The organism is uncultured Nostoc sp., from assembly GCF_964245445.1.
In the GTDB taxonomy this organism is placed as follows: Bacteria; Cyanobacteriota; Cyanobacteriia; order Cyanobacteriales; family Nostocaceae; genus Nostoc.
The window spans coordinates 8,281-32,660 of record NZ_CAXTNE010000054.1 but is presented as its reverse complement, the minus strand read 5'-3'; the positions used below and the strand labels follow the sequence as shown (position 1 = coordinate 32,660).

19 protein-coding genes and 1 pseudogene are annotated in these 24,380 nt (G+C 42.3%); 14 read left to right on the top strand and 6 right to left on the bottom strand.

Going from position 1 to position 24,380, the window contains the following annotated elements; translation table 11 throughout:
- Positions 1-380: 380 nt before the first annotated feature.
- Positions 381-2,132 carry an ABC transporter ATP-binding protein gene (locus ACFE90_RS12210; protein WP_375500798.1) on the bottom strand — a complete coding sequence of 584 codons (1,752 nt, stop codon included), beginning with the start codon at positions 2,130-2,132 and terminating at the stop codon, positions 381-383.
- Between the two features lie 251 nt (positions 2,133-2,383).
- Positions 2,384-3,037 (bottom strand): hypothetical protein, encoded by a 654-nt coding sequence (locus tag ACFE90_RS12205; protein ID WP_375500796.1) that lies wholly within the window; start codon positions 3,035-3,037, stop codon positions 2,384-2,386.
- A 413-nt stretch (positions 3,038-3,450) separates the two neighbouring features.
- Between ACFE90_RS12205 and galE the strand changes: the two genes are divergently transcribed.
- Positions 3,451-4,449 (top strand): UDP-glucose 4-epimerase GalE, encoded by a 999-nt coding sequence (gene galE, locus ACFE90_RS12200; protein WP_375500794.1) that lies wholly within the window; start codon positions 3,451-3,453, stop codon positions 4,447-4,449.
- A gap of 135 nt (positions 4,450-4,584) precedes the next feature.
- Here galE and ACFE90_RS12195 read toward each other — a convergent pair whose 3' ends face one another.
- Together ACFE90_RS12195 and ACFE90_RS12190 are read right to left on the bottom strand one after the other, a co-directional pair.
- A complete protein-coding gene (locus ACFE90_RS12195) occupies positions 4,585-5,280 on the bottom strand; it encodes a hypothetical protein (RefSeq protein WP_375500792.1) in 696 nt (231 codons plus the stop codon).
- Positions 5,255-6,526 (bottom strand): sulfite exporter TauE/SafE family protein, encoded by a 1,272-nt coding sequence (locus ACFE90_RS12190; RefSeq protein WP_375500790.1) that lies wholly within the window; start codon positions 6,524-6,526, stop codon positions 5,255-5,257. Before ACFE90_RS12190 ends, ACFE90_RS12195 begins: the two co-directional genes overlap by 26 nt.
- 634 nt (positions 6,527-7,160) lie before the next feature.
- Here ACFE90_RS12190 and ACFE90_RS12185 point away from each other — a divergent pair.
- Together ACFE90_RS12185 and ACFE90_RS12180 are read left to right on the top strand one after the other, a co-directional pair.
- A complete protein-coding gene (locus tag ACFE90_RS12185) occupies positions 7,161-7,526 on the top strand; it encodes a type II toxin-antitoxin system death-on-curing family toxin (RefSeq protein WP_375500788.1) in 366 nt (121 codons plus the stop codon).
- Positions 7,527-7,693: 167 nt separating this feature from the next.
- A complete protein-coding gene (locus tag ACFE90_RS12180; protein ID WP_375500786.1) occupies positions 7,694-8,746 on the top strand; it encodes a M28 family peptidase in 1,053 nt (350 codons plus the stop codon).
- A gap of 1 nt (position 8,747) precedes the next feature.
- Here ACFE90_RS12180 and ACFE90_RS12175 read toward each other — a convergent pair whose 3' ends face one another.
- Positions 8,748-9,200, bottom strand: a complete 453-nt coding sequence (locus ACFE90_RS12175; protein WP_375500784.1) for a hypothetical protein — start codon at positions 9,198-9,200, stop codon at positions 8,748-8,750.
- An 812-nt stretch (positions 9,201-10,012) separates the two neighbouring features.
- On the opposite strand from ACFE90_RS12175, the gene ACFE90_RS12170 reads away from it, so the two are divergent.
- Together ACFE90_RS12170 and ACFE90_RS12165 are read left to right on the top strand one after the other, a co-directional pair.
- A complete protein-coding gene (locus ACFE90_RS12170) occupies positions 10,013-11,686 on the top strand; it encodes an alpha/beta hydrolase (protein ID WP_375500782.1) in 1,674 nt (557 codons plus the stop codon).
- Between the two features lie 1,054 nt (positions 11,687-12,740).
- The gene (locus ACFE90_RS12165; RefSeq protein ID WP_375500780.1) at positions 12,741-13,409 is read left to right on the top strand and encodes a DUF6875 domain-containing protein; all 669 of its coding nucleotides are present in this window, start codon (positions 12,741-12,743) and stop codon (positions 13,407-13,409) included.
- A gap of 245 nt (positions 13,410-13,654) precedes the next feature.
- Here the strand turns inward: ACFE90_RS12165 and ACFE90_RS12160 are convergent, their stop codons facing one another.
- Positions 13,655-14,173, bottom strand: coding sequence for a transposase (locus ACFE90_RS12160; protein WP_375500778.1), 519 nt, complete (start codon positions 14,171-14,173; stop codon positions 13,655-13,657).
- A gap of 501 nt (positions 14,174-14,674) precedes the next feature.
- Here ACFE90_RS12160 and ACFE90_RS12155 point away from each other — a divergent pair.
- The 9 genes and pseudogenes from ACFE90_RS12155 to ACFE90_RS12115 all read left to right on the top strand — a co-directional run.
- Entirely contained in the window at positions 14,675-15,085 is a 411-nt protein-coding gene (locus tag ACFE90_RS12155) for an SH3 domain-containing protein (RefSeq protein WP_375500776.1), read from the top strand.
- A gap of 259 nt (positions 15,086-15,344) precedes the next feature.
- Positions 15,345-15,587, top strand: coding sequence for a hypothetical protein (locus ACFE90_RS12150; protein WP_375500774.1), 243 nt, complete (start codon positions 15,345-15,347; stop codon positions 15,585-15,587).
- A gap of 157 nt (positions 15,588-15,744) precedes the next feature.
- Positions 15,745-16,065, top strand: coding sequence for a hypothetical protein (locus tag ACFE90_RS12145; protein ID WP_375500772.1), 321 nt, complete (start codon positions 15,745-15,747; stop codon positions 16,063-16,065).
- Positions 16,035-16,469 (top strand): annotated as a pseudogene (locus ACFE90_RS12140) (cysteine peptidase family C39 domain-containing protein); the annotation flags it as partial. The gene ACFE90_RS12145 and the pseudogene ACFE90_RS12140, both read left to right, overlap by 31 nt.
- A 586-nt stretch (positions 16,470-17,055) precedes the next feature.
- Positions 17,056-17,490, top strand: a complete 435-nt coding sequence (locus ACFE90_RS12135) for a hypothetical protein (RefSeq protein WP_375500770.1) — start codon at positions 17,056-17,058, stop codon at positions 17,488-17,490.
- Positions 17,491-17,663: 173 nt separating this feature from the next.
- Positions 17,664-19,877, top strand: coding sequence for a peptidase domain-containing ABC transporter (locus ACFE90_RS12130; RefSeq protein ID WP_375500768.1), 2,214 nt, complete (start codon positions 17,664-17,666; stop codon positions 19,875-19,877).
- An 89-nt stretch (positions 19,878-19,966) separates the two neighbouring features.
- Positions 19,967-21,403, top strand: a complete 1,437-nt coding sequence (locus ACFE90_RS12125) for a polysaccharide lyase family 7 protein (RefSeq protein ID WP_375500766.1) — start codon at positions 19,967-19,969, stop codon at positions 21,401-21,403.
- 385 nt (positions 21,404-21,788) lie between these two features.
- Positions 21,789-23,171 carry an HlyD family secretion protein gene (locus ACFE90_RS12120; protein WP_375500764.1) on the top strand — a complete coding sequence of 461 codons (1,383 nt, stop codon included), beginning with the start codon at positions 21,789-21,791 and terminating at the stop codon, positions 23,169-23,171.
- A 130-nt stretch (positions 23,172-23,301) separates the two neighbouring features.
- A partial coding sequence (locus tag ACFE90_RS12115) for a filamentous hemagglutinin N-terminal domain-containing protein (protein WP_375500762.1) occupies positions 23,302-24,380 on the top strand: 1,079 nt, incomplete at its 3' end.

Here is a 24,380-nt window from a genome sequence, read left to right as displayed (position 1 = left end):
TCCCTGTCCCGAAGCCGTGAAGCGGAGCGGAACATGGGTATCAAGCCCCGTCATAAAGGACGTTCTCGATTGGTCGGAGTACAAGATCCGTTACTACCTCCCCCCAGCTAAGAGCTCCCCGCTCCCTTGCCTCTTTTGACAATCCATTCGTATTAGATGCCACATTAGCAGAACGGGCATACTGTAATTCATGAAAAGTAGCACAGCTAGCTGTGCTACTTTTCATGCAATAAAATATACTTATACCGTTTCTTTGTGAAGGTGCGCCAAATCTCACAAGATCGCGTTAAAAAAATCTTGAACAGAGGTAATTTGTCAGATATTGTAATGAAAAATTATACAGGCTGCATAAGGAATTGTCTTTAATATTAAATGTTTTACTAGTGCAATAATTCCTCAACTTGATGCTGGCTCCACAAAGTTCTATATAAACCCCGTTGTTCCAACAGTTGTAAGTGATTGCCTGTCTCGACAATTTTTCCCTTTTCCATCACAAAAATTCGGTCAGCCGCCGCCGCCGCCGATAATTGATGGGTAATGAAAATTACTGTTTTGCGTACAGTACCACCGGAGAGATTTTTGAGGATTTGCGTAGCTGTTTGATTATCCACACTAGAGAGGGCATCATCCAAAATTAACACTGGAGCATTAACCAGCATAGCCCTAGCTAAGGCAGTACGTTGTCGTTGACCGCCAGAAAGAGTAATACCGCGTTCACCAACAATAGTTTCATATTGCTGGGGAAAATTGTTAATTTCTGATTCAATTTGGGCAAGTTTAGCGACAGATTCTATCTGCTCTTGTTTGCTAATTGGGTCACCGTAGCGGATATTATTTTTGATTGTAGTGCTAAATAGAAAACTATCTTGAGGAACGTAGGCGATCGCACCTCGTAAATCTGCCAACGCTATCTTCGTAATATCCACCCCATCTAAAAACAATTGTCCTGATTCAATATCCAACAAGCGCGGCAAAGCATTGGCTAAAGTGGATTTTCCCGAACCAATTGCTCCAACAATGGCTACGGTTTCTCCCGGAGCAATGGTAAAGTTAACATTTTTTAGGGCTGGAGTAGTGGAACCAGGGTAAGTATAGGTGAGATTTTTAGCTGTCACTTCCCCTTTAAGTTCAGCCACTGGTAGATGTATGGCATCGGCTGTGTCTTGAATTTTCGGTGTGACAGAGAGAATAGATTCAAGGCGGTCTATACTAACTTCACCCCGTTGGTAGGCTGTAATTGTGAATCCTAAAAGGGCTGTGGGGAAAACTAGACGCTCTACATAAATTAACAGTGCTAAAAAATCGCCAACCTGAAGCGTCCCAGAAGACATCCGCGCCGCCCCTAGCCAGATAATTACCAGAGAACTGACATTAGCTAGCCCGCCAATTAGCGGAAACAGTGTATTTCGGAGTTTTGCCAGTTCCAGGTTAGCAGTCAATAGCTGCTGATTTTTTTTGGCGAAAGCTCGACGCTCGTTTGCTTCTTGGGCATAGATTTTAATTAAGGCAATGCCACTGATATCCTCTTGGATGAGTCCGCTGATGTCAGAGAGTTGCTCTTGGACTGCTGCTTGTTGTTTGCGTAAGCGATTGCTAAACAGACTCACTAACAAGAGCATAAAAGGGTACACTGCCAGAGAGGCTAGTGTAATATCTACACTAATCGCCAGCATTACTGGCAGTGTCAGGGCGTAGGCAAACACGGTATTTGCTAAACTCAAAACTGCAAAACCCAACAACCGCTTGATATTGTCCACATCACTGGTAGCCCGACTAATCAAATCGCCAGCAGTATTACTAGCAAAATAAGCCGGCTCCAGCTTGAGTAAGTGTTCAAAAATCCTTTGTTTCAGGTCAAATTCCACCTGACGCCCCACCCCAAATAGCCAAATACGGGATGCCATCCGCATTAGCCACATCGCCGAACTGAGTAAGACAATGATTACTACGTCATGTATTATTTGGCTCAAGACAAAGGTTGTGGAGAGTTTGTCAACACCAGCACGAATCAACAAAGGGATATAAACGCCTAGTGCATTGACAGACAACAAAGCGAGAATGCCTAAAGACGCCTCCCGCCAATGGGGACGTAGGTAAGCAGTGAGTTTAGCGATTCGTCGAGATTTTGCCATTAAAGCAATTTTGCAACTTTATCATCCTAGATTAACTGCTAGTCCAAGAAGACAGCTATGTAGGGGATTGGGGATTGGGGATTGGGAAACAAATCCTTTTAAGATTTAGTTGGGTCTGAATCCCTATTTAAATCTTCCCAATCCCCAGTCTTTAGTTTAATGAAACCCTTGCAAATTCGTAGTTCCGAATTCAGTGCAACGTTACTAAAGCGTAGCATTGCGGTCTTTTTAGTATTTCTTTTTTTACTTTATTACCGCTGAACACGCAGGAACCTGTAAATTTCAAAGAGATAAGTTTCCCAAGTTCTGGTTGTCAATTGCAACGTTTCCGCATTCGGTACAAAGTCTTCAAGTCGTAAACCGCGTGTGCGAATATCTTGAGGACTTCCTTGTAATAAGTAGGGAGGCACTCTCAAATTATAAGAAAGAATGCGATCGCGCGTCACATCTGAGATGTTCCCTGTGGTGGTTTGTTGCCCTAATGCCAGCAGTGTCCCAGATGTTGGTGCAGCACTTGCTACATAGGTTTCACCTGTCATTGCTAGAGGTGCCCTATAAAGGAAATAGGCGACTGCTGGTGTACTTGCCAATAGCAAAATCGTCAGTGCCCAACCTACCAAGTATCCTCCTGGTTTGTCTATCCCACCTCCTTTGATTCTCTGAGCTGCAAAAATCATCATTAAAACAGAGGCTCCTAGAGGCTTGAGTGGAAAAGATAGCAGCCTCGACAACGATGCTACAGCTGGTTCATTGGGGTTAACAAATGATAGGGCTATGATTACCAAGATAACGACTAGGATTAATCGCCCGACAAAAGTTCCAGAAGGATAAAATCGCTGGAACAGAGAATATACGATAGTGCCAATCAGCAGCCACAGCAGTACTCGGCTTAACAATAGAAACATAGATTAACTCTCAAATTTTCTGGTGCAGTGAGCCAATGTGGTGGTAAGACAGTCCGCCTTGGTTGGGATTTCCACGCCATTTCTCTTGTTCAGAAAAGAAGTGGCTCCCCAAGAGGAACTGTCGTGCATGGTTTCCCTGCATAAAACAACTAGCGACTTCTTAGCTTTAGCGACGCTAGGAGCGTCACCCGTAAGGGTCAACCTAGAGGTTTCGGGAAATGGATTTATTTTATTGTCAAATTGTAATCGCACTGTTTGACTTAAAATACTTCAAACCTCACACCCAAAGACTACCGTCGTAGTGATTTTAGTGCAATTTTTTGACACTGCGTCTATTATTTATAATTTTCCAGAAGAGTAATATAGTACCGATAAACTAGATTAATTGAGTAATGGACTCAAAAGGAAAAACTATGTCGCCTGGAAAGTCTACCATTTTGGTCACGGGGGGAGCTGGATATATTGGTTCTCATACGGTGCTTGCCTTAAAGCAAGCGGGTTATAACGTTGTCATACTTGATAATCTGGTCTATGGGCATCGTGATTTGGTAGAAAAAGTTTTACAGGTAGAACTGATAGTAGGGGATACAGGCGATCGCGCCTTGCTAGATCATCTATTTAAAACCCACGATATTGCTGCTGTGATGCACTTTTCTGCTTATGCTTACGTAGGAGAATCGGTGACTGATCCAGCTAAATATTACCGCAATAACGTTGTTGGTACTTTGACCCTCTTAGAAGCGATGCTGACGGCATCTGTGAATAAATTTGTTTTTTCTTCTACCTGTGCTACCTACGGAGTGCCGGAATTTGTACCCATTCCAGAAACCCATCCTCAAAATCCGATTAATCCCTATGGGGCTACAAAGCTAATGGTTGAGCGGATTCTGTCTGATTTTGATGTTGCTTACGGTTTTAAATCAGTGCGTTTCCGCTATTTTAATGCTGCTGGTGCTAATCCCAGTGGCTTGCTTGGCGAGGATCACAACCCAGAAACCCATTTGATTCCCTTGGTGCTGATGACAGCTTTAGCCAAACGAGAATCCATCTCAATTTTCGGCACTGATTACCCTACGCCCGATGGTACTTGTATTCGTGATTATATTCATGTTAACGACTTAGCAGATGCCCATATTTTGGGATTGGAATATTTATTAAAAGGTAATGATAGCGAAGTTTTCAATTTGGGCAATGGCAGTGGTTTTTCTGTCAGAGAAGTCATTGCAGCTACTGAACAGGTGACAGGAATTTCTATACCAGTAGAAGAACGCGATCGCCGTCCTGGTGATCCTCCAATTCTTATTGGCGCGAGCGAAAAAGCCAGAACAATTTTAGGCTGGAAACCTCAGTATCCATCCATCAAAGATATTGTTTCTCATGCGTGGCAGTGGCATCAAAAGCGACACAAATAAAAGTTAGGAGTTAGGAGTAGAGACGCGATTAATCGCATCTGTAAATTTTAGATTTTTCCTTCAATCCAAAATCCAAAATCCAAAATTGTTAAGTCTTGAATTCATAACTTTCAACTCCTCACTCCTAACTTCTAACTACTCCCCACTCCCTCTCATACTTCGTAGTACGACAAATAAGATGCCAATAAATCCGAGGATTGGAAGCGCGATCGCCCAAATTGGTAATTGCTGAGATTCACCCTCTACTAAATTCCCATTGACATCTCGTAGGTTTTGTGTATTCTGTGTAGACCCGCCTGCCACAGTAACTTCAAATTTGAACTCAAAGGGTTTGAATCTTGCTCCAGAAACTGGTTTACCATTTAGTTGCAACTGATAAATACCTGGCTTGGGAAAGACAACTTCTGCACCTGGAATACCTTGATAACGTTCAGCGGCCACAGGTTGTAACTGTGGTTCTAACAAGGGTGGCTCTCCGGCGGCATAAGGTTCGGCATAAACAGCCAACTGACAATTACACTGTGACAGGGGAATCACTCTTCCACCTCTGCGGGTAAGTGCAAACCAGGCTTGGCTTGATTCTCCAGCACGAGGATTATCATTTGGTTCAATGTGGAGGGTGCCACCGACATCTCCAGCTACTTCTACTTTATGAGCAGACGCCGGGTAAATATTAGTTATTGATATAACTAAGCAACTCAGGAATAATAAATACTTTATTGTTCCTTGATTCCAGAAAATGCCTTTGAGCGGGTAAAGCCTCTGTTTTTGACTCGTTGGGATGGAGCCAGAAAATAAAGATGATTTACCGCGATTTTGTTGGAGGGACATAAAACTTTTCTACGGCTAACTTTGACCAAAAAAAGCGCGAACGTACCATCAAGACATTGAGGGTAATAATTACCATCAGTACTACGGCTGATTTATTTCCCCAAGTTAATTGCGAGGAACCCAAGTAATGGGAACCAATCAACACAGTATGAATGGCACTCAAGAGCAAGGCTGGCACACCCAATAGATGAATCTGTCGCCAACGCTTGCCCAAAGATTTCTGCAACGATTCCCAACTTGTTAAAGCGGCGGGGGACATTAATACCAATGCTACAGCACCCGCAGCCATACCCCACTGAAATTCTGGCGGCAGGAAGGAAAAGGCAGCAAATTTCCATTGCAATGAGTGTTCTATCATGTGGACGGTGTGAACCACAGAAAGCACAAAAGATCCCACTCCCAAGCCCCGGCGGTAACGCAGTGGTGATGCCCACAAGCCACTAATAGGACGTGCAATTAAAGCCAAAATTAAGCAGATTAAGGCAGCGTGTCCGGTGTAATCTACCATTGTGTCACCAGTCCGCAACAAGGTGATAACACCAATGATCAGTGTCACCCAACCGCCTAATCGAAACAATTGACTGCGCTTGTCTTTACTTACTAAAGAGCTAGAAACGCCTACACCTAGCATGGTGGGTAGAGTTCCCAAGCCAAAAGCTAGCATAGTTGCCCCACCCATCCATAAATTGCCCGTTTCAGCAGCTTTAATTTGGGCAGCATACAGGAAACCACAGGGCATTAAACCCCAAGTCATTCCCAAAAGCATTGGCGTCCACCATTTGGTTTTTAAGGAAAGCTTAACCATTCCTGTGCTGAGGCGATCGTGTAAACTACCTTGTAATAAAGGGTGTAACACGGGAATGCGCGGCAGTAAATCGGGTTTTACTTGTCCTAAGCCAAACCAAATCAGCATTACACCAGTTAAAATTGCCATCCAGCGCCGGAAGTCGCTACCAACACCCGCTAGCTGTCCACCTTGCAGCAATACCGAACCTAGCGCCCCAATGCCAGCACCGACTAGAGCATAGCTCAACATCCGCCCCAGGTTTAGCAGGATATGAAATTTTAATTGCTGTTGCCAAGTGTCGGACTTTTCTAAGGTTGATGTGCGTCCTAAAGAGGCTGTTGGTGGTGTTTTCGGCTGATGAGACAAGGAAAATGCCACTGTTAAAGGGCCACACATCCCAAAGCAATGTCCAAAACTACCCAGGAACCCCACGATCGCGATCAGCAACAAATCTACCATAAAAAAAGCCCTGAGTTCTGAGTCATCAGTTCTGAGTGTCAGAATAAAGATTTTGAAGAAGTAATAAGAAATTCTTTTCTTCTTTACTCAGTACTCAGCACTCCTCTAGTGGGGCAATGTAAGTGAAGTTGCGATCACTGTCAAAAGACAATCCGTCAAACTTGATGTTTATTCATAGGAAAAAAGCCTGGGTGTAAACATCTGTAAAAAATTCTCGTTCTAAATCTCACCACCTTGAAAGGGCTAAATATAGGATTTACGCATTGACAAAAAATATAATCCATGCATTTTAGATCGTGCTATCACTGCTAAGGTTCTCTAAAATATACTCACGTAGAACTAAAGTGACCTGGCCCAATTAGATGAGGTATATTGGGCTTAGGACAAATAGATTAAAGCCATAATTACTGGCTTTGTTTATCATGGAAACCTTGAGACTTCGTAAGATCAAAAACAAATTGATACCATCTTTTCAAAGTCTAAAATTTAGACGTAGTAAGAATGGGGTACTTTTCGTTGTGAAATATTCTCATAATCCTCAAACCACACCTGACAAGTCTGAATTTGAAAAGGCTATGGAAGCTTATCAAAAAGTAAGCAGTAAGTATAGGAATGCACTTCGTGAGCTAGCTCAGTGAATGATATTTTTTGGTTGAGTGAGGCAGTCATTAAAGCTATGCACGAAGAACAACTAGCAGAACACGGCGGACTTCCAGGTATAAGAGATAGAAATCTGCTTTTAGCTAGTTTAGATAGAGCTAAAAATTTATTTGCTTATGGTGAACCTACACCAACTGTTTTTGAGTTAGCGGCAGCTTATGCTTTTGCATTTGGAAAAAATCATGCATTTCTAGATGGTAACAAAAGGGTAGCTTTCGTATCGATGGCTACCTTTATTATATTGAATGAGTATTCTTTAGAAGTGCCAGAAAAAGAAGTTGTATTAATGAGAAAAAGACTTTCAACTGATCAAGAGACTCAAGAATCGATAACAAATTGAATAAAATAAAATTCTATTAAAATAGACAATTAAGCTGATTGCAAAGTGACTTTGCAAGTTTATCTAAGAATTTAGGGAAACAAAATATTAAACCCTTCCTAGCAATCCTGGAAAGTGATACCTGGGGATTTGCGCTACCCTAAGTCAGGAAGCCAAGGATAAATTACATGAGAAAATGGATTTGGCTGATGCTGTTGGTGCTGATGGCAGTTGCCGTGGTGGGTAGCAGAGGTAGCACGTTTTTTGAACAGCGTCCGTCGCCAGCAATTGTTGAGCGCATTCCAGTGGAAACACCCCAACCACAGCCAGAGTCAAAGGAAGTTGACAGTGCGCTGCAAGTGTCTACTAATAAGCTATTAACCCATATCCAAAAGTTGAATTATCAGCGCTACACAACAACAGAGCGATCGCTTACTCGCACTTATATCACAACTGAACTCACAAAATTAGGCTGGAAGCCCAAATTGGAAAAGTTCTCTGAGGGTGTGAATATTTTTGCCGAACGCCCAGGAACTAACAAAGCCGCTAAAGCAATTCTTGTGGGAGCGCATTACGACACTGTTGCTTTATCCCCTGGTGCTGATGATAACGCCAGTGGTGTAGCTGTGGTGCTGGAAGTAGCCCGCTTGCTCGGTTCCCGTCCTACGCCACGGACGTTACAGCTAGCTTTTTTTGACAAAGAAGAAGCAGGACTTTTGGGTAGTCAGGCTTTTGTTAGCAAGACAGCACGCTTACAAAACTTGAGCGGAGCGATCGTCATGGATATGGTAGGTTATGCATGTTACACTGCTGGGTGTCAAAAATACCCTGCGGGGTTGCCTGTTACCCCAATTAGCGACAAGGGCGACTTTTTGGCAGTAGTCGGTGATACAGAACATTTGCCTTTGCTGAGTGCTTTTCAAAACTCACAGATGCTCCCCTCAACCGCTCTGAATAAACAAAAATCAATGCCATCAGTCCTAACACTACCAATTCCTTTTAAAGGTTTACTGACACCAGACACGCTACGCAGCGACCATGCACCATTTTGGTATCAAGGTGTAGGTGCTGTGCTGGTGACTGATACCGCAAATTTACGTACTCCGCACTATCATCAACCTAGCGATGTTCCAGCGACTATCGAGCGATCGTTTTTTACCGGAGCAGCACAGATTGTGGTCAATGCTACTAATGCGTTGTTAGAGAAAAACGAAGTTTTGGAAACTCAACCATCAAGCTGAATTACGAATTATGTTGACTAGTTTCTAATTGAGGGAAAGTCAATGTCCAATTTTTTTTATCATTGATTTGAAAGTACAAACCTTGAAGAATCAGCCGCAGAGCCGTTCGAGTTCTAATAAAATTCCTCACCAGATAAGTTCCTGGTTCAGCAAAGATATCATTATAGTTTTTTATCTGACCAAATTGTTTTGAACAGTAACTGCCAGCACCTTTTACGGTTAATACAAAAAATGGAGCTTTTTTGTATTTGTCAGGAATCATAAAAATCCCATATACATGGTGACGACCACGCCAGGGCTGAACTATAACCTGAGTAGCATGTACTTGGAACTTTGTAGTTTTTGCAGCAAGAATTGCCTCGGAATTGCAATCAGAATTATTCACAGGCCACCACAGTATAATAATACTCAGAGAGAGCAGCAAAATCAAAATGTAGCGGAGTCTGCGATGCATAATGCCAAGAAAATTTGTTGATATGGCTGGTAGAATTTGATGGGTAATGATAAGCTACTAAAGTAGTAAGACTATCCCCTGGCAACACCTCTGCAACACGTTCTAAAAGGCAAAAAGAGAACATTAAGCAATCGGTTAAACTTTGCTGTCAAAAAAATTGTAGTCAAGATATCAGCCCACAAAAAGTTCAGATTGTAGATGCGTAGTTTACCGCCGCAGGCATCGCTTACCCGGTTTTAGACTTTCCTTACAGTATTAAACCTAGCTGAGAAGCAATCAGGCTTTTGTGGCTGTCAACACTGATTTATCCTCAATTTTTTTAGCTGTGATGAATTCTACAATTCGTTGCTTTTGTTATCGAAACAGAATTCAGTAGTTATAATTCATTCTGAATTATGACCGAAAAAGCAAATAGCGTAGCGTTAGCGAGTCCTCGTTCGCTTTTCGCGTCTCGTAGAGAGCGTCTGAATAAGCGGGTTTAAGTTCCTCACTAAATCTTTGATTTAGTAGTCTTCAATCAGTGATGAGTCTGAATCCTGCACTGATTGATTGATTCTGAATTCTTCTTCAAGTTTTTGATGTAATTCTGTTCACATCTGTTGATGCTTTGAGGAGATCAGTACAATGCCGATAGTAAAGCGGTAGCGAGTCTTGCCTACGGCATGCTGCGCGAACGAGCATTATACATAGGCCATCGTAGACATCGCTATCAAGTTCATGCATAAATCTGCTTTCATTGCTAGATAATTATTTGGGTAGCCAAATACACAAATATCCGTTATATTTCCGTAAGTAATACTTGGTATATATTTATGAGAAGAAGTTGGGGAAGTCTTAAGACAATTGCGGGTCTCTTTAGCGCGATTGCACTTACACAATTCGGGGCAAATACTCCGGCCATTGCGGCTGACACAGTTATTGTGCGTTTCGGTTTATTTACAGAAACCATCTCCCTTGCCGAGTTGCAAAAGGCTGCAAAAACTGGGGAATTGCCTGAGAGTTTACAGCCTTACGTTAAACGATTATCTGAACAACAACGCCGTTTTTTCTTGAGGGCGTTAGGTATGAATATACCGTTGAATGTTGTCACCGTTAATAGGTTAGTTAATACTCAGATTGGTACAACTATTCTCAGTGATTTTGCTACAGCCTTAGCGAGAAAGGACAAAGCTGGGGTGCAAGCATTGAGAGCAGGATTGGTATTAGGTTCTACTGCACCGCAAGGTCTTTCTATACTGAGTTTTATCGCGGCTTATCCCAGTAAACGTTTAGAAATTGATTTACCAAAGGCTTTTATAGTTGCAGGGAGTTTGAATACAGCTTTTTGGCGCACCCAGCAATTTATGCTAGCGTTGACGCGTAGCGGCTTGTGGTCAGACATCGTTCCCCAACTGGACTCCAAAACACCGCAGATTGCTTACCCTTTTGATCCCAGTCAACCAGGAACCGCTCAAGTAAAAATACTCAACTTAAGCCTGAATGACCAAAAGCGCGACCGTAAAATTCCAGTTGATGTTTACTGGTCAACTGCTGCAACTTCCGACAAACCCCTGATTGTCCTTTCTCACGGCTTCACGTCAGTCCGCACAGACTTGTATTACCTGGCAGAACATTTAGCATCCCACGGTTATGTAGTAGCAGCTTTAGAACATCCCGGTAGTAACCAGACAAATACTAACTCAGCATTACAAGGCAAAACCAGTCTTATGAAGCCTCAGGAGTTTTTGGATCGCCCTCAAGATATTAGTTTTATCCTCGACGAATTAGAAAAGCTCAACCAAACGGCTAATCATCCGCTACAAGGGAAACTTGCAACCAATAACGCGATGGTCATTGGCCATTCTTTTGGTGGTGGTACAGCTTTAGAAATTGCTGGAGCAGAGTTACAACTCGCACAACTCAAACAACGCTGTAAAAATAACTTGACTATTTTCAGTGAGGGAGAAGTTATGCAGTGCATCGCTCAAAAGCTACCAGAAAATACCTATCAACTACGGGATACTAGAATAAAACAGGCGATCGCTCTCAATCCTACAACTTCTCTGATTTTTGGCGAAACTGGGTTAACTAAAGTGCAAGTTCCTACCCTAGTGTTAGCAAGTTCCGCAGATAAAACCACCCCAGCTTTAACAGAACAGATTGCGGGATTTGACAAAATTCCATCCCCAAAATGGCTAGTTGGTATAATTGGCGGTACTCATCTGAGTGTAAAAGACCCCACTACCACATTGGATCAGATAGGAAAACCAAATACACCAATTAGTGGTGGTGAAGTTGTAGGTGAACAAGCAGCAGATGTTCGCAAGTACGTTAAAGCTATAGCTTTGGCCTTTGCTTTCCAGATGACTCCAGAAGCTAAAAAATATGCTATTTTTCTGACATCAGATTATGCCCAATTTGCTTCAACTAAGGCATTTCCATTTCGCCTAATTACGCAGATTCCTCCTCATGCTATGGCAGTGGTGAAAGAATTTGTTGAGAAATAAGCGACTTCCAATTAAACAAACATCCAATTTTGTAAGTAGCTTCCTTATAGGATGTTTGAAAATTAACAAATTATACCAAATACTCCGCTTACATTCTTCTCTGCGTTGGCGTCAGCCTGCCGTTATGCAAACGCACAGAGGCTTTAAAACCTTCATTACCTTGTAGGGAAGAGGGGGTTAGGTTTCTGAGGTTTTGATATTAGCAATAATACTTTTCAAACATCCTGTTAGGGGCTGCTGCCTCCAATAGATAATTGAGTTACTAAAATTAGCACTGACACCGCTCAGTTTCTTCTTAAAGTTCAGATTTTTAACGCGACTAGTCCATAAGTTACTAAATTTTTGCAGATGTCTAAGCCTTTGTTGAAACGGTACTAGCTTATCTTAATAAGACATTAAACTTTATCTATTAAGTAATATGCAGCTTGTAAAATTAGGCTTAATTTGTAAGATCTATCTAGATTAAAGTATAGTAACTTGATATTCAATGTGTGGCTACTGTTAAATCTACACTAAATTTTTACAGTAGAAATAACTATTTACACATAAACTTTATAATATACTTATTAAAAATAGTAGAAGCTTAAGAGTGTAAAAAAGTATGGGTATTTGCTGAATAATACAGATGTATTCTACCTAAAATTCCAAAATTGAAGAAGGCAGCTATGCTGAAGGCAATTATAGGGGGTCTAAATCCCTTCTAATTGAAAACCACTAAATTTACGATTTAGTGGGGGTCTTAAACCCAGTTTGGGCAAGGCACAAAGGCATAGCTTAAGACTTTTTCTGCCCTCCGCCTTCTGTCTTGCTTGAAGAACAGATAAGTGAACACAACTGGCTTGGTGCAAAATATGTTTGTGTATTTATTGGTGTAAACTCTTTTAAATTCACAAAAATGTTAAAGCATTTTTATCCGCTAAAGCCACAGATAACGCAAAATAGGAAGTTCAAGACTTGTTTTATTTCTTTAGATAATAAGTAGTTTCAGACATATCATCTTGTCAAAGTAATTTTGGATTCAGAGTTAGACAATTACCCTATTTGACTTAAGCTCATGGAACTTTATACACCTCTTGAAATCAAACAACTCGAGCAAAATGAAGACCTTCCTTACTTGATTGAAATTATGGATTGGGTGAAAAATTTTTTAGGAAGGCCTCATCCTAACTTAGGAAGACCCGGCGTAGTTTGCCCTTTTGTACCTCACTCTCTCAAGTCAAACAGTATTCGTCTGGCAGTTATTCACACAAAAGATTTGTATCCAGAACAATTAGAAGAAATTGTTGGGCGCTACCGAGATATCTTTCTTGAGATGGAAGTTAAAGAGGATGAATTAGCAATAAATAGAGCTTTCTTACTTATCTTTCCTGATATCCATATAGAAGATGCTCCTAAGTTAGTAGATAGTGTCCAACAAAAACTTAAACCTTTGTTTGTTGAGTCAGGATTGATGATAGGAGAATTTCATAAACGTAATGAAAGTCCTGGTCTGCACAACCCAAACTTTCGTCCGCTTCGTAGCCCTATCCCTTTGTTGGCTATCCGGTTTATGGTTGAAGCTGACCTACCCTTTCTTGAGAGTCCGGCTGATCCATACTTACGTATTCGATATCTGGAAGCTTATTTAAAGTGTTTTGGTCATAAATTTACAGATGAAACAAAGTTTAGAAATGCTCATAAAGCATTAGCTTTAGCGAAAGAACAAACAGCTATTTTCAGGTAAATATACCACTCTGTAGGGACATAGCAATGCCTATGCGTGTCAACGAAAATCGGCGGCAATCCCATTCCTTCAAGCAGTGGGAGGAATAAGCTAAAACACATCTAAATGTGCATATTAAAATTTTCTTAATATCTTGTGCGGTGAGCATCTTGCCTGCGCTAATTATGCAACTTAAATGCCGATTAGCTTAGTTGTCCGCCGATTTAGTCATTAGTCATTGGTACTAATCACTAATGACTTTTTTACTATTTCAAAGAGTACTGTTTTTTTATAAAAGCCGCACCTAAATTTTTTTTGTGTAAGGTTTCTTGCTTAGTTGTGTTGCCTTTTGGTCGGGTGGAAAGCCCCATCTCCTTGAGCAAACGGTTAATGTGACAATTGCTAACCTTAATTCCCAATTCTTTTGCCAAATGCTTGCTTAACCATTCTGCTGTCCAGTGTTCAAATGAATAGCCAACAAGGCGCGGACTATGGCTTACCAATTCTTTTAAACGAGCAAGGTATTGCTCATTTACAGTTTTAGGCCGTCCCATCAAGCGATCGCTCCATTTGTGAGCTTGTCCTGTTTGGGCGATCGTAATCCAGTAGCGTGCAGTCTCTTGAGAACATCCCAAAGCTTCACAGATTTGAGCCTGAGATTCACCTGCATCGCAAAGCAGCATAATTTCAATGCGACGGCGGTATTCTGCACGTAAGTCGGTTTCTAAGCTTTTCAGTAGATATCTGCGCTGAAAGGGTGTTAAGCAAAGACCTGCATTTTCCATAACGATTCCCCTTGGTAGAACTTGCACTCTTTGGAAGTTCGTTTAGCTTCTTTGCGAACCTCTGCTTACTTCTCGGAATCAAAAGTCTATGAATTCTGCAACTTGTTACAAAAATTTATAATTATCGTAAATTAAAGGGTTTAAGACCCCAACCATTACATGTAGCGTGGAGTCGGAGCTACTCCGCCTCCGATCCATTTCAGTCGGGGTTTAAATCCCCTTATGTAATGTCTAAAATGTTTAAATTTTGAATTTTGAATTGTTAACAGATGAATGGTCAGAAGTTAGGCTTTTCAAGCGTTGATGCTGTGACTAGTCAAAAGCAGCGATAAAAAAGTGACCATGAAATCAAAGATATAGCTTCAGTATCAAGGTGGGTGACTTGGAGTATCTCAGAGCGTCAAAACACTTGAATTTGCAAGACAAAAATACCTTTGATTGTGAATTTAGAAAGTTTCAAGAATGAGAACATAAGTCCTTGAGTTATGTGTAGAAAATCACTTGAAACCTATTGATTTTATCAAGTTAATATCAGAATATTTCAATGGAGTTAGACAAGACATCACTAATTCCACATCAACATTACTCTGGAAAAGGAAAACGACAATGTTAAACACCAAAGAACACTTCAAACAAATTGAGATGGACACTATTCAACAGGAACCATTGTTCACCGAGTTGACTCCCGAAGCAGCAGCTACTGTCGAGGGAGGCGCTTGGTACAAGGTGAGCGGAGTCAACGCTAAATCCTCTTTGAACATTCGTTATAGTCCCAGCACCAGCTCCAAGATCATCGGCTCTTTGAAGCCTAAGGAGTACTTTGAGACGGAAGATAGCGCCAAGGACGGGTTCCTCAAGCTCAGAGGACGAGCAGGATGGGTATCAGTGCTTTATGCCAGTCCAGCCGAGTAGACAAAATGAAAGCACGAGGGGCTACTAAGCAAGCTAAATAATTTTCATCGTTTAGATTACAGCTTTGCAGCAGTAACCTAACGCCTAGTAGTCCGAGCGGACAAGCTCAATACCCACTTTGGTCGGAGCAATTGCTCCGACCGAACTTTCTCCCCAAAATAATACCAATTGAGTTAGTTGTTGATAGAGTCATTTGTATTTTAATAGCGAAGCGTTCATTTTAAGCTCCAAAACAAAATAGGATAGGTCTTTAAGAAAAATGCGCTACCAAAGTGTACTTCAACACAGTGAAGAAGACTGTGGTGCTGCTTGCATTGCCAATCATCATGTGAATGGTCATCAGTTAGGCTTTTCAGGCGTTGATGCTGTGACTGGTCAAAAGCAGCGAGAAAAAAGTGACGATGAAATCAAAGATATAGCTTCAGTATCAAGGTGGGTGAATTGGAGTATTTCAGAGCGTCAAAACACTTTAGTTTACAACACAAACATACCTTTAACTTAAAATTTTAAAAACTTAAATAATAAAAACATAAGTACTTGAGTTATGCGTAAAAAATCATTTTTAACCTATTGCTTTTATCAAGTTAATATCAGAATATTTCAATGGGATTAGACAAGACATCATTAATTCCACATCAACATCAATCTAGAAAAGGAAAGTGACAATGTTAAGCACCAAAGAAAACTTGAAACAAATTGAGATGGACACTATTCAACAGGAACCATTGTTGACCGAGTTGACTCCCGAAGCAGCAGCTACCGTCCAGGGAGGCAATTTGTACTTCGTGGTTGTCGATCCCGGATCATCGTTGAATATTCGTAGTAGACCCAACACCACCAAAAGCTCCAAAATCATCGGCTCTTTGAAAAATGGCGAAGCCATTGATGCGACAGTTCGCAAGACGGGGGGGTTCCGCAAGCTCATAGGACGAGCAGGATGGGTGGCAGCAAGGTTCACCATTGGGATGATAAACAACTAGTACAGCACGGCGTAAATGTCGTTTTATACGGGCAAAAAGGGAAAAAATATGTAATTGCTGACCCTGGTGTAGGCATCCGCTATCTCACCCGCGAGGAGTTGAGCGAAGGGTGGGGCAATGGCATCATGCTGCTGCTAACGCCAGACGATAGCCGTTTTTATCAGCAATCAGATGATAAAATTGGCGGCTTTGGGCGTTATCTGATGCGGGTTTTACCCTATCGTGCCATTCTTATTCAAGCGATCGCAATTAACATCGTCATTGGGCTACTTTCCCTTATCTCTCCTTTGATGATGCAATTGCTTACTGATGACGTATTAGTGCGAGGAGATACCCAACTGCTAACCGTGGTGGCAATTGGAGCGATCACTATGAGTCTATTTAGCAGTGTGATGGGTTTGGTACTATAAATAGGCTCTTAACTAGGAGAAAAAAGATGAAAAACCTGTAGGGGCGTACAACCATTGCTCCTACATGGGATTTTTTATTGTTAAGTAAAGTCCTTGATTTTCCACAGCAACCCTCTTTGTATAACTTGCACGGCTAGAAATTTGTCTGGATATTCACTGCGAACCACTGCGAACCTCCGCTTACTTATCGGAATCAAAAGTCCCTGAATTCCACAACTAGTTATAAAACTTCACAATTATTGCATGAATGGTCAGAAGTTAGGCTTTTCAAGCGTTGATGCTGTGATTGGTCAAAAGCAGCGAGAAAAAAATGACGATGAAATCAAAGATATAGCTTCAGTATAAAAATGGGTGATTTGGAGTATTTCAGAGCGTCAAAACCCTTTAATTCACAAGACAAAAATACCTTTAACTTGAAAATTAAAAAACTTAAATAATGAAAACATAAGTACTTGAGTTATGCATAAAAAATCACTTTTAACCTATTGTTTTTATCAAGTTAATATCAGAAGATTTCAATGGAGTTAGACAAGACATCACTAATTCCACATCAACATCAATCTAGAAAAGGAAAGTGACAATGTTAAACACCAAAGAATACTTCAAACAAATTGATGCAACTCTTGCCGTTAAGCAAGTTGATAATGAGACTGCTGCTTTAGACTCTCTGCTTGAAGAAATTTCAGATGACAAGTCTGCTTCTGTAGCAGGAGGAGCCGTAAGAGATTTCAGTGGCACACTTAATGCAGGATTTGGGATATTACCAACGCTGTATAAAACTACCAGCAAATTCAACGACATTTCAATTCGACTGACTAAGAACCCTTACGACTTGTACGTTTATGCCCCGCGCCCTAGCGGTGGTCAGGTCAACACTTATGACAGGTTTATTCCTGCAAACTACCGTGGTGTCATCACTGTGGCGGCAAATGTGAAAGATGGAACCTCTTTCCGGCTAGGCTTTTATTCTCCATCGGCAGCTACGTTTAAAATAGCAGGGCGAACAACCTTTTAGGAAGATGGTTTCAGGTTTTTGCCGTTAGTCTTGTCCGATTGCACTAACGAATTTAATTAAGTTGACCTACTTACTCATTTTTGAGTTGAGTCAACACCTCTAATATTTTGAAAACTAGCTCTGGTCGGGGTGAAAGCCCCGACTCACTTTCTCCTATGCGTAAGTTCTAAGTTATGAAATACCAAACTGTACTTCAACACAGCGAAGAAGACTGTGGTGCTGCAAGTCTAGCCACTATTGCCAAACACTACGGACGCACCTTTGCCATTAGTCGAATGCGAGAAGTAGTTGGTACGGGATCGCGGGGAACTAGTCTGCTGGGTTTGAGGCGGGGTGCAGAAACTCTAGGATTTAATACGCGTCAAGTTAAAGCCTCTCCACAACTGCTTGACCAATTGCATAAAGCCCCTCTACCCGCCATCATTCACTGGAAAGGCTACCACTGGGTCGTTTTATACGGGCAAAAAGGGAAAAAATATGTAATTGCTGACCCTGGTGTAGGCATCCGCTATCTCACCCGCGAGGAGTTGAGCGAAGGGTGGGGCAATGGCATCATGCTGCTGCTAACGCCAGACGATAGCCGTTTTTATCAGCAATCAGATGATAAAATTGGCGGCTTTGGGCGTTATCTGATGCGGGTTTTACCCTATCGTGCCATTCTTATTCAAGCGATCGCAATTAACATCGTCATTGGGCTACTTTCCCTTATCTCTCCTTTGATGATGCAATTGCTCACCGATGACGTGTTAGTACGGGGAGATACGCAACTGCTAACCGTGGTGGCAATTGGGGCGATCGCTATGAGTCTATTTAGTAGTGCGATCGGTTTGGTACAATCTCACCTAATTGGTCACTTTGGTCAACGACTGCAATTAGGACTGATTCTAGAATACGGGCGACAACTGTTGCGTTTGCCCCTCTCGTACTTTGAAGGACGACGCAGTGGGGAAGTAGTCAGCCGAATTGCTGATGTAGATCACATCAATGAGCTAGTTTCTCAAATTGTCCTCGGTTTACCTAGCCAATTTTTTATCGCCTTGGTTTCCTTGGGCTTTATGCTCTTTTACAGTTGGGGACTGACTTTGGCTTCTTTGGCTGCCTTTATGATTGTCACCCTCGTCAATCTGCTTTTTCTCCCAGCTTTGCGCCAGAAAACCCGCAGCGCGATTGTGTTAGGTACAGAAAACCAAGGCTTTCTCGTTGAAACTTTTCGCGGTGTCCAAGTGCTAAAAACTACCCAAGCCACTCCCCAAGCTTGGCAAGAGTATCAGGCAAATTATGGTCGGCTTGCTAACTTGGGCTGGAGTACGATGAAGCTGGGGCTTTACAGTGGCACAATCACTAATATTTTTTCTACTTGCACGAATATTGCCTTACTGTGGTTAGGGTCATACTTGGTGATTAATCACACTTTAAGCATTGGTCAGTTGCTAGCATTTACTGGCATGAGTGGCAACTTTCTCGGCTTTTTGGGTTCAGTTATCGGTTTAGTTGATGAGTTTATCACTGCCCAGATTGTCATCCAACGCTTGACAGAGGTGATTGATGCTACCCCAGAAGACCACAAGGACGAGAAAAAGCCTTGGGCAGAACTGAAGGGCAATATAGATATTACTTGCAATAACCTTAATTTCCACCACGCAGGTAGAGTTGATTTGCTGCAAGATTTTTCGCTGATTATCCCTGGCGGTCAAGTCATTGGCCTGATTGGTAAATCCGGCTGTGGTAAAAGTACCCTCGCCAAACTGCTTGCTGGTTTATATTTCCTCCAATCTGGCAATATCCGCTATGGCATCTATAATCAGCAAGACCTCTCGATGGAATGTCTGCGGCAACAGGTGGTGCTAGTACCTCAAGAACCTCACTTCTGGAGTCGCTCAATTATTGAAAATTTCCGCTTCAGCTATCCTCAAATCGCCTTTGAACAAATTGTGGAAGCTTGCTCTATTGCTGGTGCAGATGAGTTTATTAGTAAACTGCCCGATAAGTATCAAACTGTTTTAGGCGAATTTGGCGCGAATCTTTCTGGTGGACAACGGCAGAGATTAGCGATCGCTAGAGCTATAGTTACTGACCCGCCGATATTAATTTTAGATGAATCCACTGGCGCTCTTGACCCAGTAAGTGAAGCCAAACTGCTAGATAGATTGCTGTCTCATCGGCTGGGCAAAACCACAATTATGATTAGCCATCGCCCCAAAGTCATCGGGCGGGCTGATTGGATTGTACTGCTGGAAGAAGGGCGTTTAAAAATCCAAGGCACTCCAGAGGCTCTGCGCCATCAAGCTGGCGAACACTTAGACTTCTTAGACAGCGTTGACCCATTCACAAATGGTTTAGTAGCTAAATCTCACTCTAACGGCAAATTCAGCGCAATCAGCAAATAAAATCATCTATGACTTAGGCATTGACAAAAAATATCATCCATGCCCTCTAAGTAACAACTGATTGTTCAACATTCAACAGAGGTTAAAGAATGAATACAAAATTTTCAAAGCTGTATTTTACGATAGCTGTCTCGGCTGCAATCATAGGTAGTGCTTCTGTAGCTTTGCCTGCCGTTGTATCGTTCAGTGATGCTACTGCCACATCTACAAGTGGTTCGTTTGTTGCGGACAACGCTATTGACAAAAATAAGAATACCCACTGGGAGGCTGCCGCCCGTGGTGCTTCCATAACTGCGAGATTCGGTAGCTGCCAGCGCGTAGATGATCTGGTGCTTAACTGGTACGGCACTAACAAGTATCGCTACAGCGTACAGCTTTCCAAGGACAATGGTGCAACCTGGACTACTGTGGTTAGTAACACTTCTGGCAAGGGCAATAAAGACGCGCAAAACGTCACCGACCAACCCGCCAACGCGATCAAGATCGTGGGTGATACCGATTCGAGATTGCGTATCGACGAATTGAAGGTTAATTCCCTGCGTTCGACCAATGGCTGTACGAACAGTGGTACTTCAAATTCCTCAAATGGTGAGAACAATGATACTTCAAATTCCTCAAATGGTGAGAACAATGATACTTCAAATTCCTCAAATGGTGAGAACAGTGATACTTCAAATTTCTCAAATGGTGAGAACAATGATACTTCAAATTCCTCAAATGGTGAGAACAGTGGTAACGCTCAGTACCCGGCCGATGTGCTTGACCTAAGCAAGTGGAAGATCACCCTGCCAATCAGCTTAAATTCCCCGCCCAACTCAAACAAGGCAACGGAAATTAAGCAGCCGCAACTCAAGACTTATACTAATTCAGAATATTTTCGTCTGAATGCTGCGAAGAATGGTGTGCTTTTGAAAGCGATCGCTGGTGGCGCACGTACCAGCACGAATACTGCTTACCCCCGTTCTGAACTGCGTGAAATGCAGGGTGATGGTACGGAGTCCGCTGCCTGGAGCTGTACGAATACCGATCATGGCATGTACCTGGAACAGACCCTGTTGCACACCACCACGAATAAGCCGGAAGCCACCATCGCGCAGATCCATGACTCAAAAAATGACCTCATGATGGTGAAGTACTTTGGCCCGGACTTTGCCAACGGCTCGACGGACATCGGCAAGCTTGAAGCCCGTTTCAACAACGACACTACTACCAAGCTTCTCGACAACACTTACAAGATCGGCGATCCGATGACTATTGACATTGGTGTTAGATCCGGTGGCAATGTTACCGTCACTTACAAAAACCTGCGTTCCGGTGTAACCAGTAGTACTGGTACAGTGAAGATGACGGGTATCATCGGTTCCTGTTACTTCAAGGCGGGCATATATATTCAAGCTTGTTCAAAGACTGATATTTACGGCAACACCAACATTGTGTGTGCGAACAAAAACTTATCTGCTAATAAATACGAGACTGACCCTTACGCTTACGCAGAAATAGAAGTACGCAAAATTACCCTACGTTAATCCGCAGAAGCTTTCAGCTTTTTTACCAGTATGTAAATTTCCCAAAAAAGAGGCACAGGGCAGTCAGATAAACTATTAAACCCGATGCCGGAATGTCTAGATTTTGGACTATAAATCTTCCATTATCTCTGTCAAACGGTTGCAACCTGGGTATTTTGATTTTGCTAGTAAAAACAGAGTGTAAGTGTTGAGGTCACAATGCGCTGTGGATGGTTTAGTAGTAGTTCTGATAGTCCCAACCTGCTGATAGAGATGACGTAAATTATCTGTCTTTCAAGTCCCTACAAACTAGCGTAGGCGTAGCCCGCGTAGGCATCGCCTGTTTTGTCCTGATTCCTCTTATTACATTGTCTGTTTAATTTGTCAATACGTAAGTTTAATCATCATGGTTAGCTATTCCAACTCAGACTACTTGCCCCCAATTCAAGACAACGAGTTTCTGCCGCCACTCGGTCGTTGGACTACTTGGGGCGGACTAGTTCTTGTCTGTGCTGTAGGGTTAGGCGTTCCACTCGCCTCTGTTACCAAATATAAAGTGACGGTTAAAGGACAAGCTGTTGTCCGCCCTGCTGGTGAATTGCGACTCGTGCAAGCTGCTACCGAAGGTCAGGTGACGCGGGTTTTTGTTGCAGAGAATCAAGTTGTCAAAAAAGGGGATGTTATTGCCAGTATTGACAACTCAAAGCTACAAACCAAAAAGAGCCAACTGCAAAGTAACATTGGGCAAAGTCGTTTACAACTCTTTCAAATCAACGCCCAGATTAACGCTATTAATAGCCAGGTTTTAGCTGAAACTGAGCGTGTCAACCGGGTTATAGCTGGTGCTGAAGCTGAATTAAGCGATCGCAACCGGAACTATCAAGATAAAGTTATTACTACCGCTACAGATGTTGAAGAAGCGGATGCCAATGTCAAAGCTGCGGATGCTAGTCTCAAAGCTGCCCAGTCAAAGCGAAATCGCTATGAGACTGTAGCCAAAGCCGGAGCCTTGTCTCAAGATCAATTTGAGGAAGCACAATTAGCTGTTCGCCAGCAAGAACAAGCTCTCTCTGCTGCTAAAGCCAAATTGCAAAATGTCCAAACTGCCCTCAATCCCAGTAATGCACAAGTAGCGATCGCTTATAATCGCATTGCCCAAGAAAAAGCTACCGGTCAAGCTAGCATTGCTACTTTAGATAAAGAACGTCTTGCTCTAATCCAGCAACGAATTGAAATCCAAAAACAGCTAGAGAGTGACACCCGCGAACTCCAACAAGTAAATATTGACCTCAGCCAGACTATAATTACTGCCACAGCAGACGGAATTATTTCTAAATTAAACCTGCGAAACTCCGGTCAAACAGTGCCTGCTGGACAGGAAATTGCCCAAATTGTTCCCAGTGATGCTTCCTTGGAGATTAAGTCAGCAGTAGCACTTCAGGATAAAAATAAGTTGAAACAAGGTCAAACGGTACAAATGCGGGTTTCTGCTTGTCCTTATCCAGATTATGGTACTCTCAAAGGCAAGGTTAAGACGATTTCCCCGGATGCAATCGCACCTCAAGGGAATGCTGCTAATGCCACCGACACAACATCTGCCAGCCAAAAGATGGCAGCCGTTGCTGCGTACTATGAGGTAACAATTGAGCCAGAAAGCCTTTCTCTAGGTAGGGACAAACACCTGTGTGCTATTCAATTGGGAATGGAGGGTACAGTTGATATTATTTCTAGAGAAGAGACTGTGTTGCAATTCTTTCTGAGGAAGGCAAGATTGATTGCAGACTTGTAGAGCGTTGGCGTAGCCCGCCGCAGGCATCGCATTGTAACTATTCGTAATTATTTCTCGCAATCCTACCGTGGATTTTCTATCTATCCTTATAAGAGGGTGTAGTTTACTTGCTGGTTATATAAGGGGTGCAATGTCTAGAATGAAGCGATATATGCAGCATTGGTGCTGGAAATTTGCACTAGGAAGTTGGTTGGTGATGGGTAGTGCGATCGGCGAAGCTGTATTGCAGACATTTGCTTTCTCTGTTAATTGCGCTTTTGCCCAAATTACCCCCGATAGCACTCTACCCAATAATTCGAGAGTTACAACACAAGACAACATCAGTACCATTGAAGGGGGAACCCAAGCTGGAAGGAACTTGTTCCATAGTTTTCAGAAGTTTTCTGTTCCAACTGGCGGCACTGCAATATTTAATAATGCTGCGGATATTCAAAATATCATCAGTCGGGTAACTGGTGGGTCAGCTTCCAATATTGATGGGATAATTGGTGCTAATGGTACAGCTAACCTGTTTCTAATTAATCCTAATGGAATTATTTTTGGTCAAAATGCTCAATTGAATATTGGCGGTTCTTTTATTGGGACAACAGCTAATGCACTGCAATTTGGCAATCAAGGTTTTTTTAGTGCTTCCAACCCAAATACTCCACCTTTGCTGACAGTCAATCCTTCAGCTTTGCTATTCAATCAAATTACATCTCAGCCAGTTAATTCTATTGAGAGTCAAGGATTTCTCTCAGTTCCTGATAGTAAAAGCCTGTTATTAGTGGGGGGCAAAATCTCTCCAACTCTAACTGCGACTGGAGCAATATTAAATGAAGGCTCTCTATTTGCTCCCAGTGGACGAGTTGAACTCGGAGGATTAACCGCAGCAGGAACGGTTGGGTTAAATGTAGAGGGCAATAGTCTAAGCTTAAGTTTTCCTGATGGCGTAACATTAGCTGATGTCGCCCTCACAAATCCAGCTTTAATTAATGTATCTGGGGACGGTGGTAGTATTGCCATCAACGCCCGGAACTTGGATATTTTGGGAGGTTCCCTGCTTGCTGGAATCGGCTCAGACCGAGGATCAGTGAATACTCAAGCAGGAGATATTACACTCAATGCAACAGGAGCCATGACAGTTGCTAGTAGTAGCGAAAACTTTTTTAGTAAGATTTTCAACGTTTTAGATGAAAATGCAGTAGGCAAAGGCGGCGACATCAACAT

Excerpts from the sequence above, each read along its gene's own strand:
- ACFE90_RS12210 (WP_375500798.1), bottom strand. The coding sequence starts at position 2,132 with ATGGCAAAATCTCGACGAATCGCTAAACTCACTGCTTACCTACGTCCC.
- ACFE90_RS12205 (WP_375500796.1), bottom strand. The coding sequence starts at position 3,037 with ATGTTTCTATTGTTAAGCCGAGTACTGCTGTGGCTGCTGATTGGCACT.
- galE (WP_375500794.1), top strand. The coding sequence starts at position 3,451 with ATGTCGCCTGGAAAGTCTACCATTTTGGTCACGGGGGGAGCTGGATAT.
- ACFE90_RS12195 (WP_375500792.1), bottom strand. The coding sequence starts at position 5,280 with ATGTCCCTCCAACAAAATCGCGGTAAATCATCTTTATTTTCTGGCTCC.
- ACFE90_RS12190 (WP_375500790.1), bottom strand. The coding sequence starts at position 6,526 with ATGGTAGATTTGTTGCTGATCGCGATCGTGGGGTTCCTGGGTAGTTTT.
- ACFE90_RS12180 (WP_375500786.1), top strand. The coding sequence starts at position 7,694 with ATGAGAAAATGGATTTGGCTGATGCTGTTGGTGCTGATGGCAGTTGCC.
- ACFE90_RS12175 (WP_375500784.1), bottom strand. The coding sequence starts at position 9,200 with ATGCATCGCAGACTCCGCTACATTTTGATTTTGCTGCTCTCTCTGAGT.
- ACFE90_RS12170 (WP_375500782.1), top strand. The coding sequence starts at position 10,013 with ATGAGAAGAAGTTGGGGAAGTCTTAAGACAATTGCGGGTCTCTTTAGC.
- ACFE90_RS12165 (WP_375500780.1), top strand. The coding sequence starts at position 12,741 with ATGGAACTTTATACACCTCTTGAAATCAAACAACTCGAGCAAAATGAA.
- ACFE90_RS12160 (WP_375500778.1), bottom strand. The coding sequence starts at position 14,173 with ATGGAAAATGCAGGTCTTTGCTTAACACCCTTTCAGCGCAGATATCTA.
- ACFE90_RS12150 (WP_375500774.1), top strand. The coding sequence starts at position 15,345 with ATGCGCTACCAAAGTGTACTTCAACACAGTGAAGAAGACTGTGGTGCT.
- ACFE90_RS12135 (WP_375500770.1), top strand. The coding sequence starts at position 17,056 with ATGTTAAACACCAAAGAATACTTCAAACAAATTGATGCAACTCTTGCC.
- ACFE90_RS12130 (WP_375500768.1), top strand. The coding sequence starts at position 17,664 with ATGAAATACCAAACTGTACTTCAACACAGCGAAGAAGACTGTGGTGCT.
- ACFE90_RS12125 (WP_375500766.1), top strand. The coding sequence starts at position 19,967 with ATGAATACAAAATTTTCAAAGCTGTATTTTACGATAGCTGTCTCGGCT.
- ACFE90_RS12120 (WP_375500764.1), top strand. The coding sequence starts at position 21,789 with ATGGTTAGCTATTCCAACTCAGACTACTTGCCCCCAATTCAAGACAAC.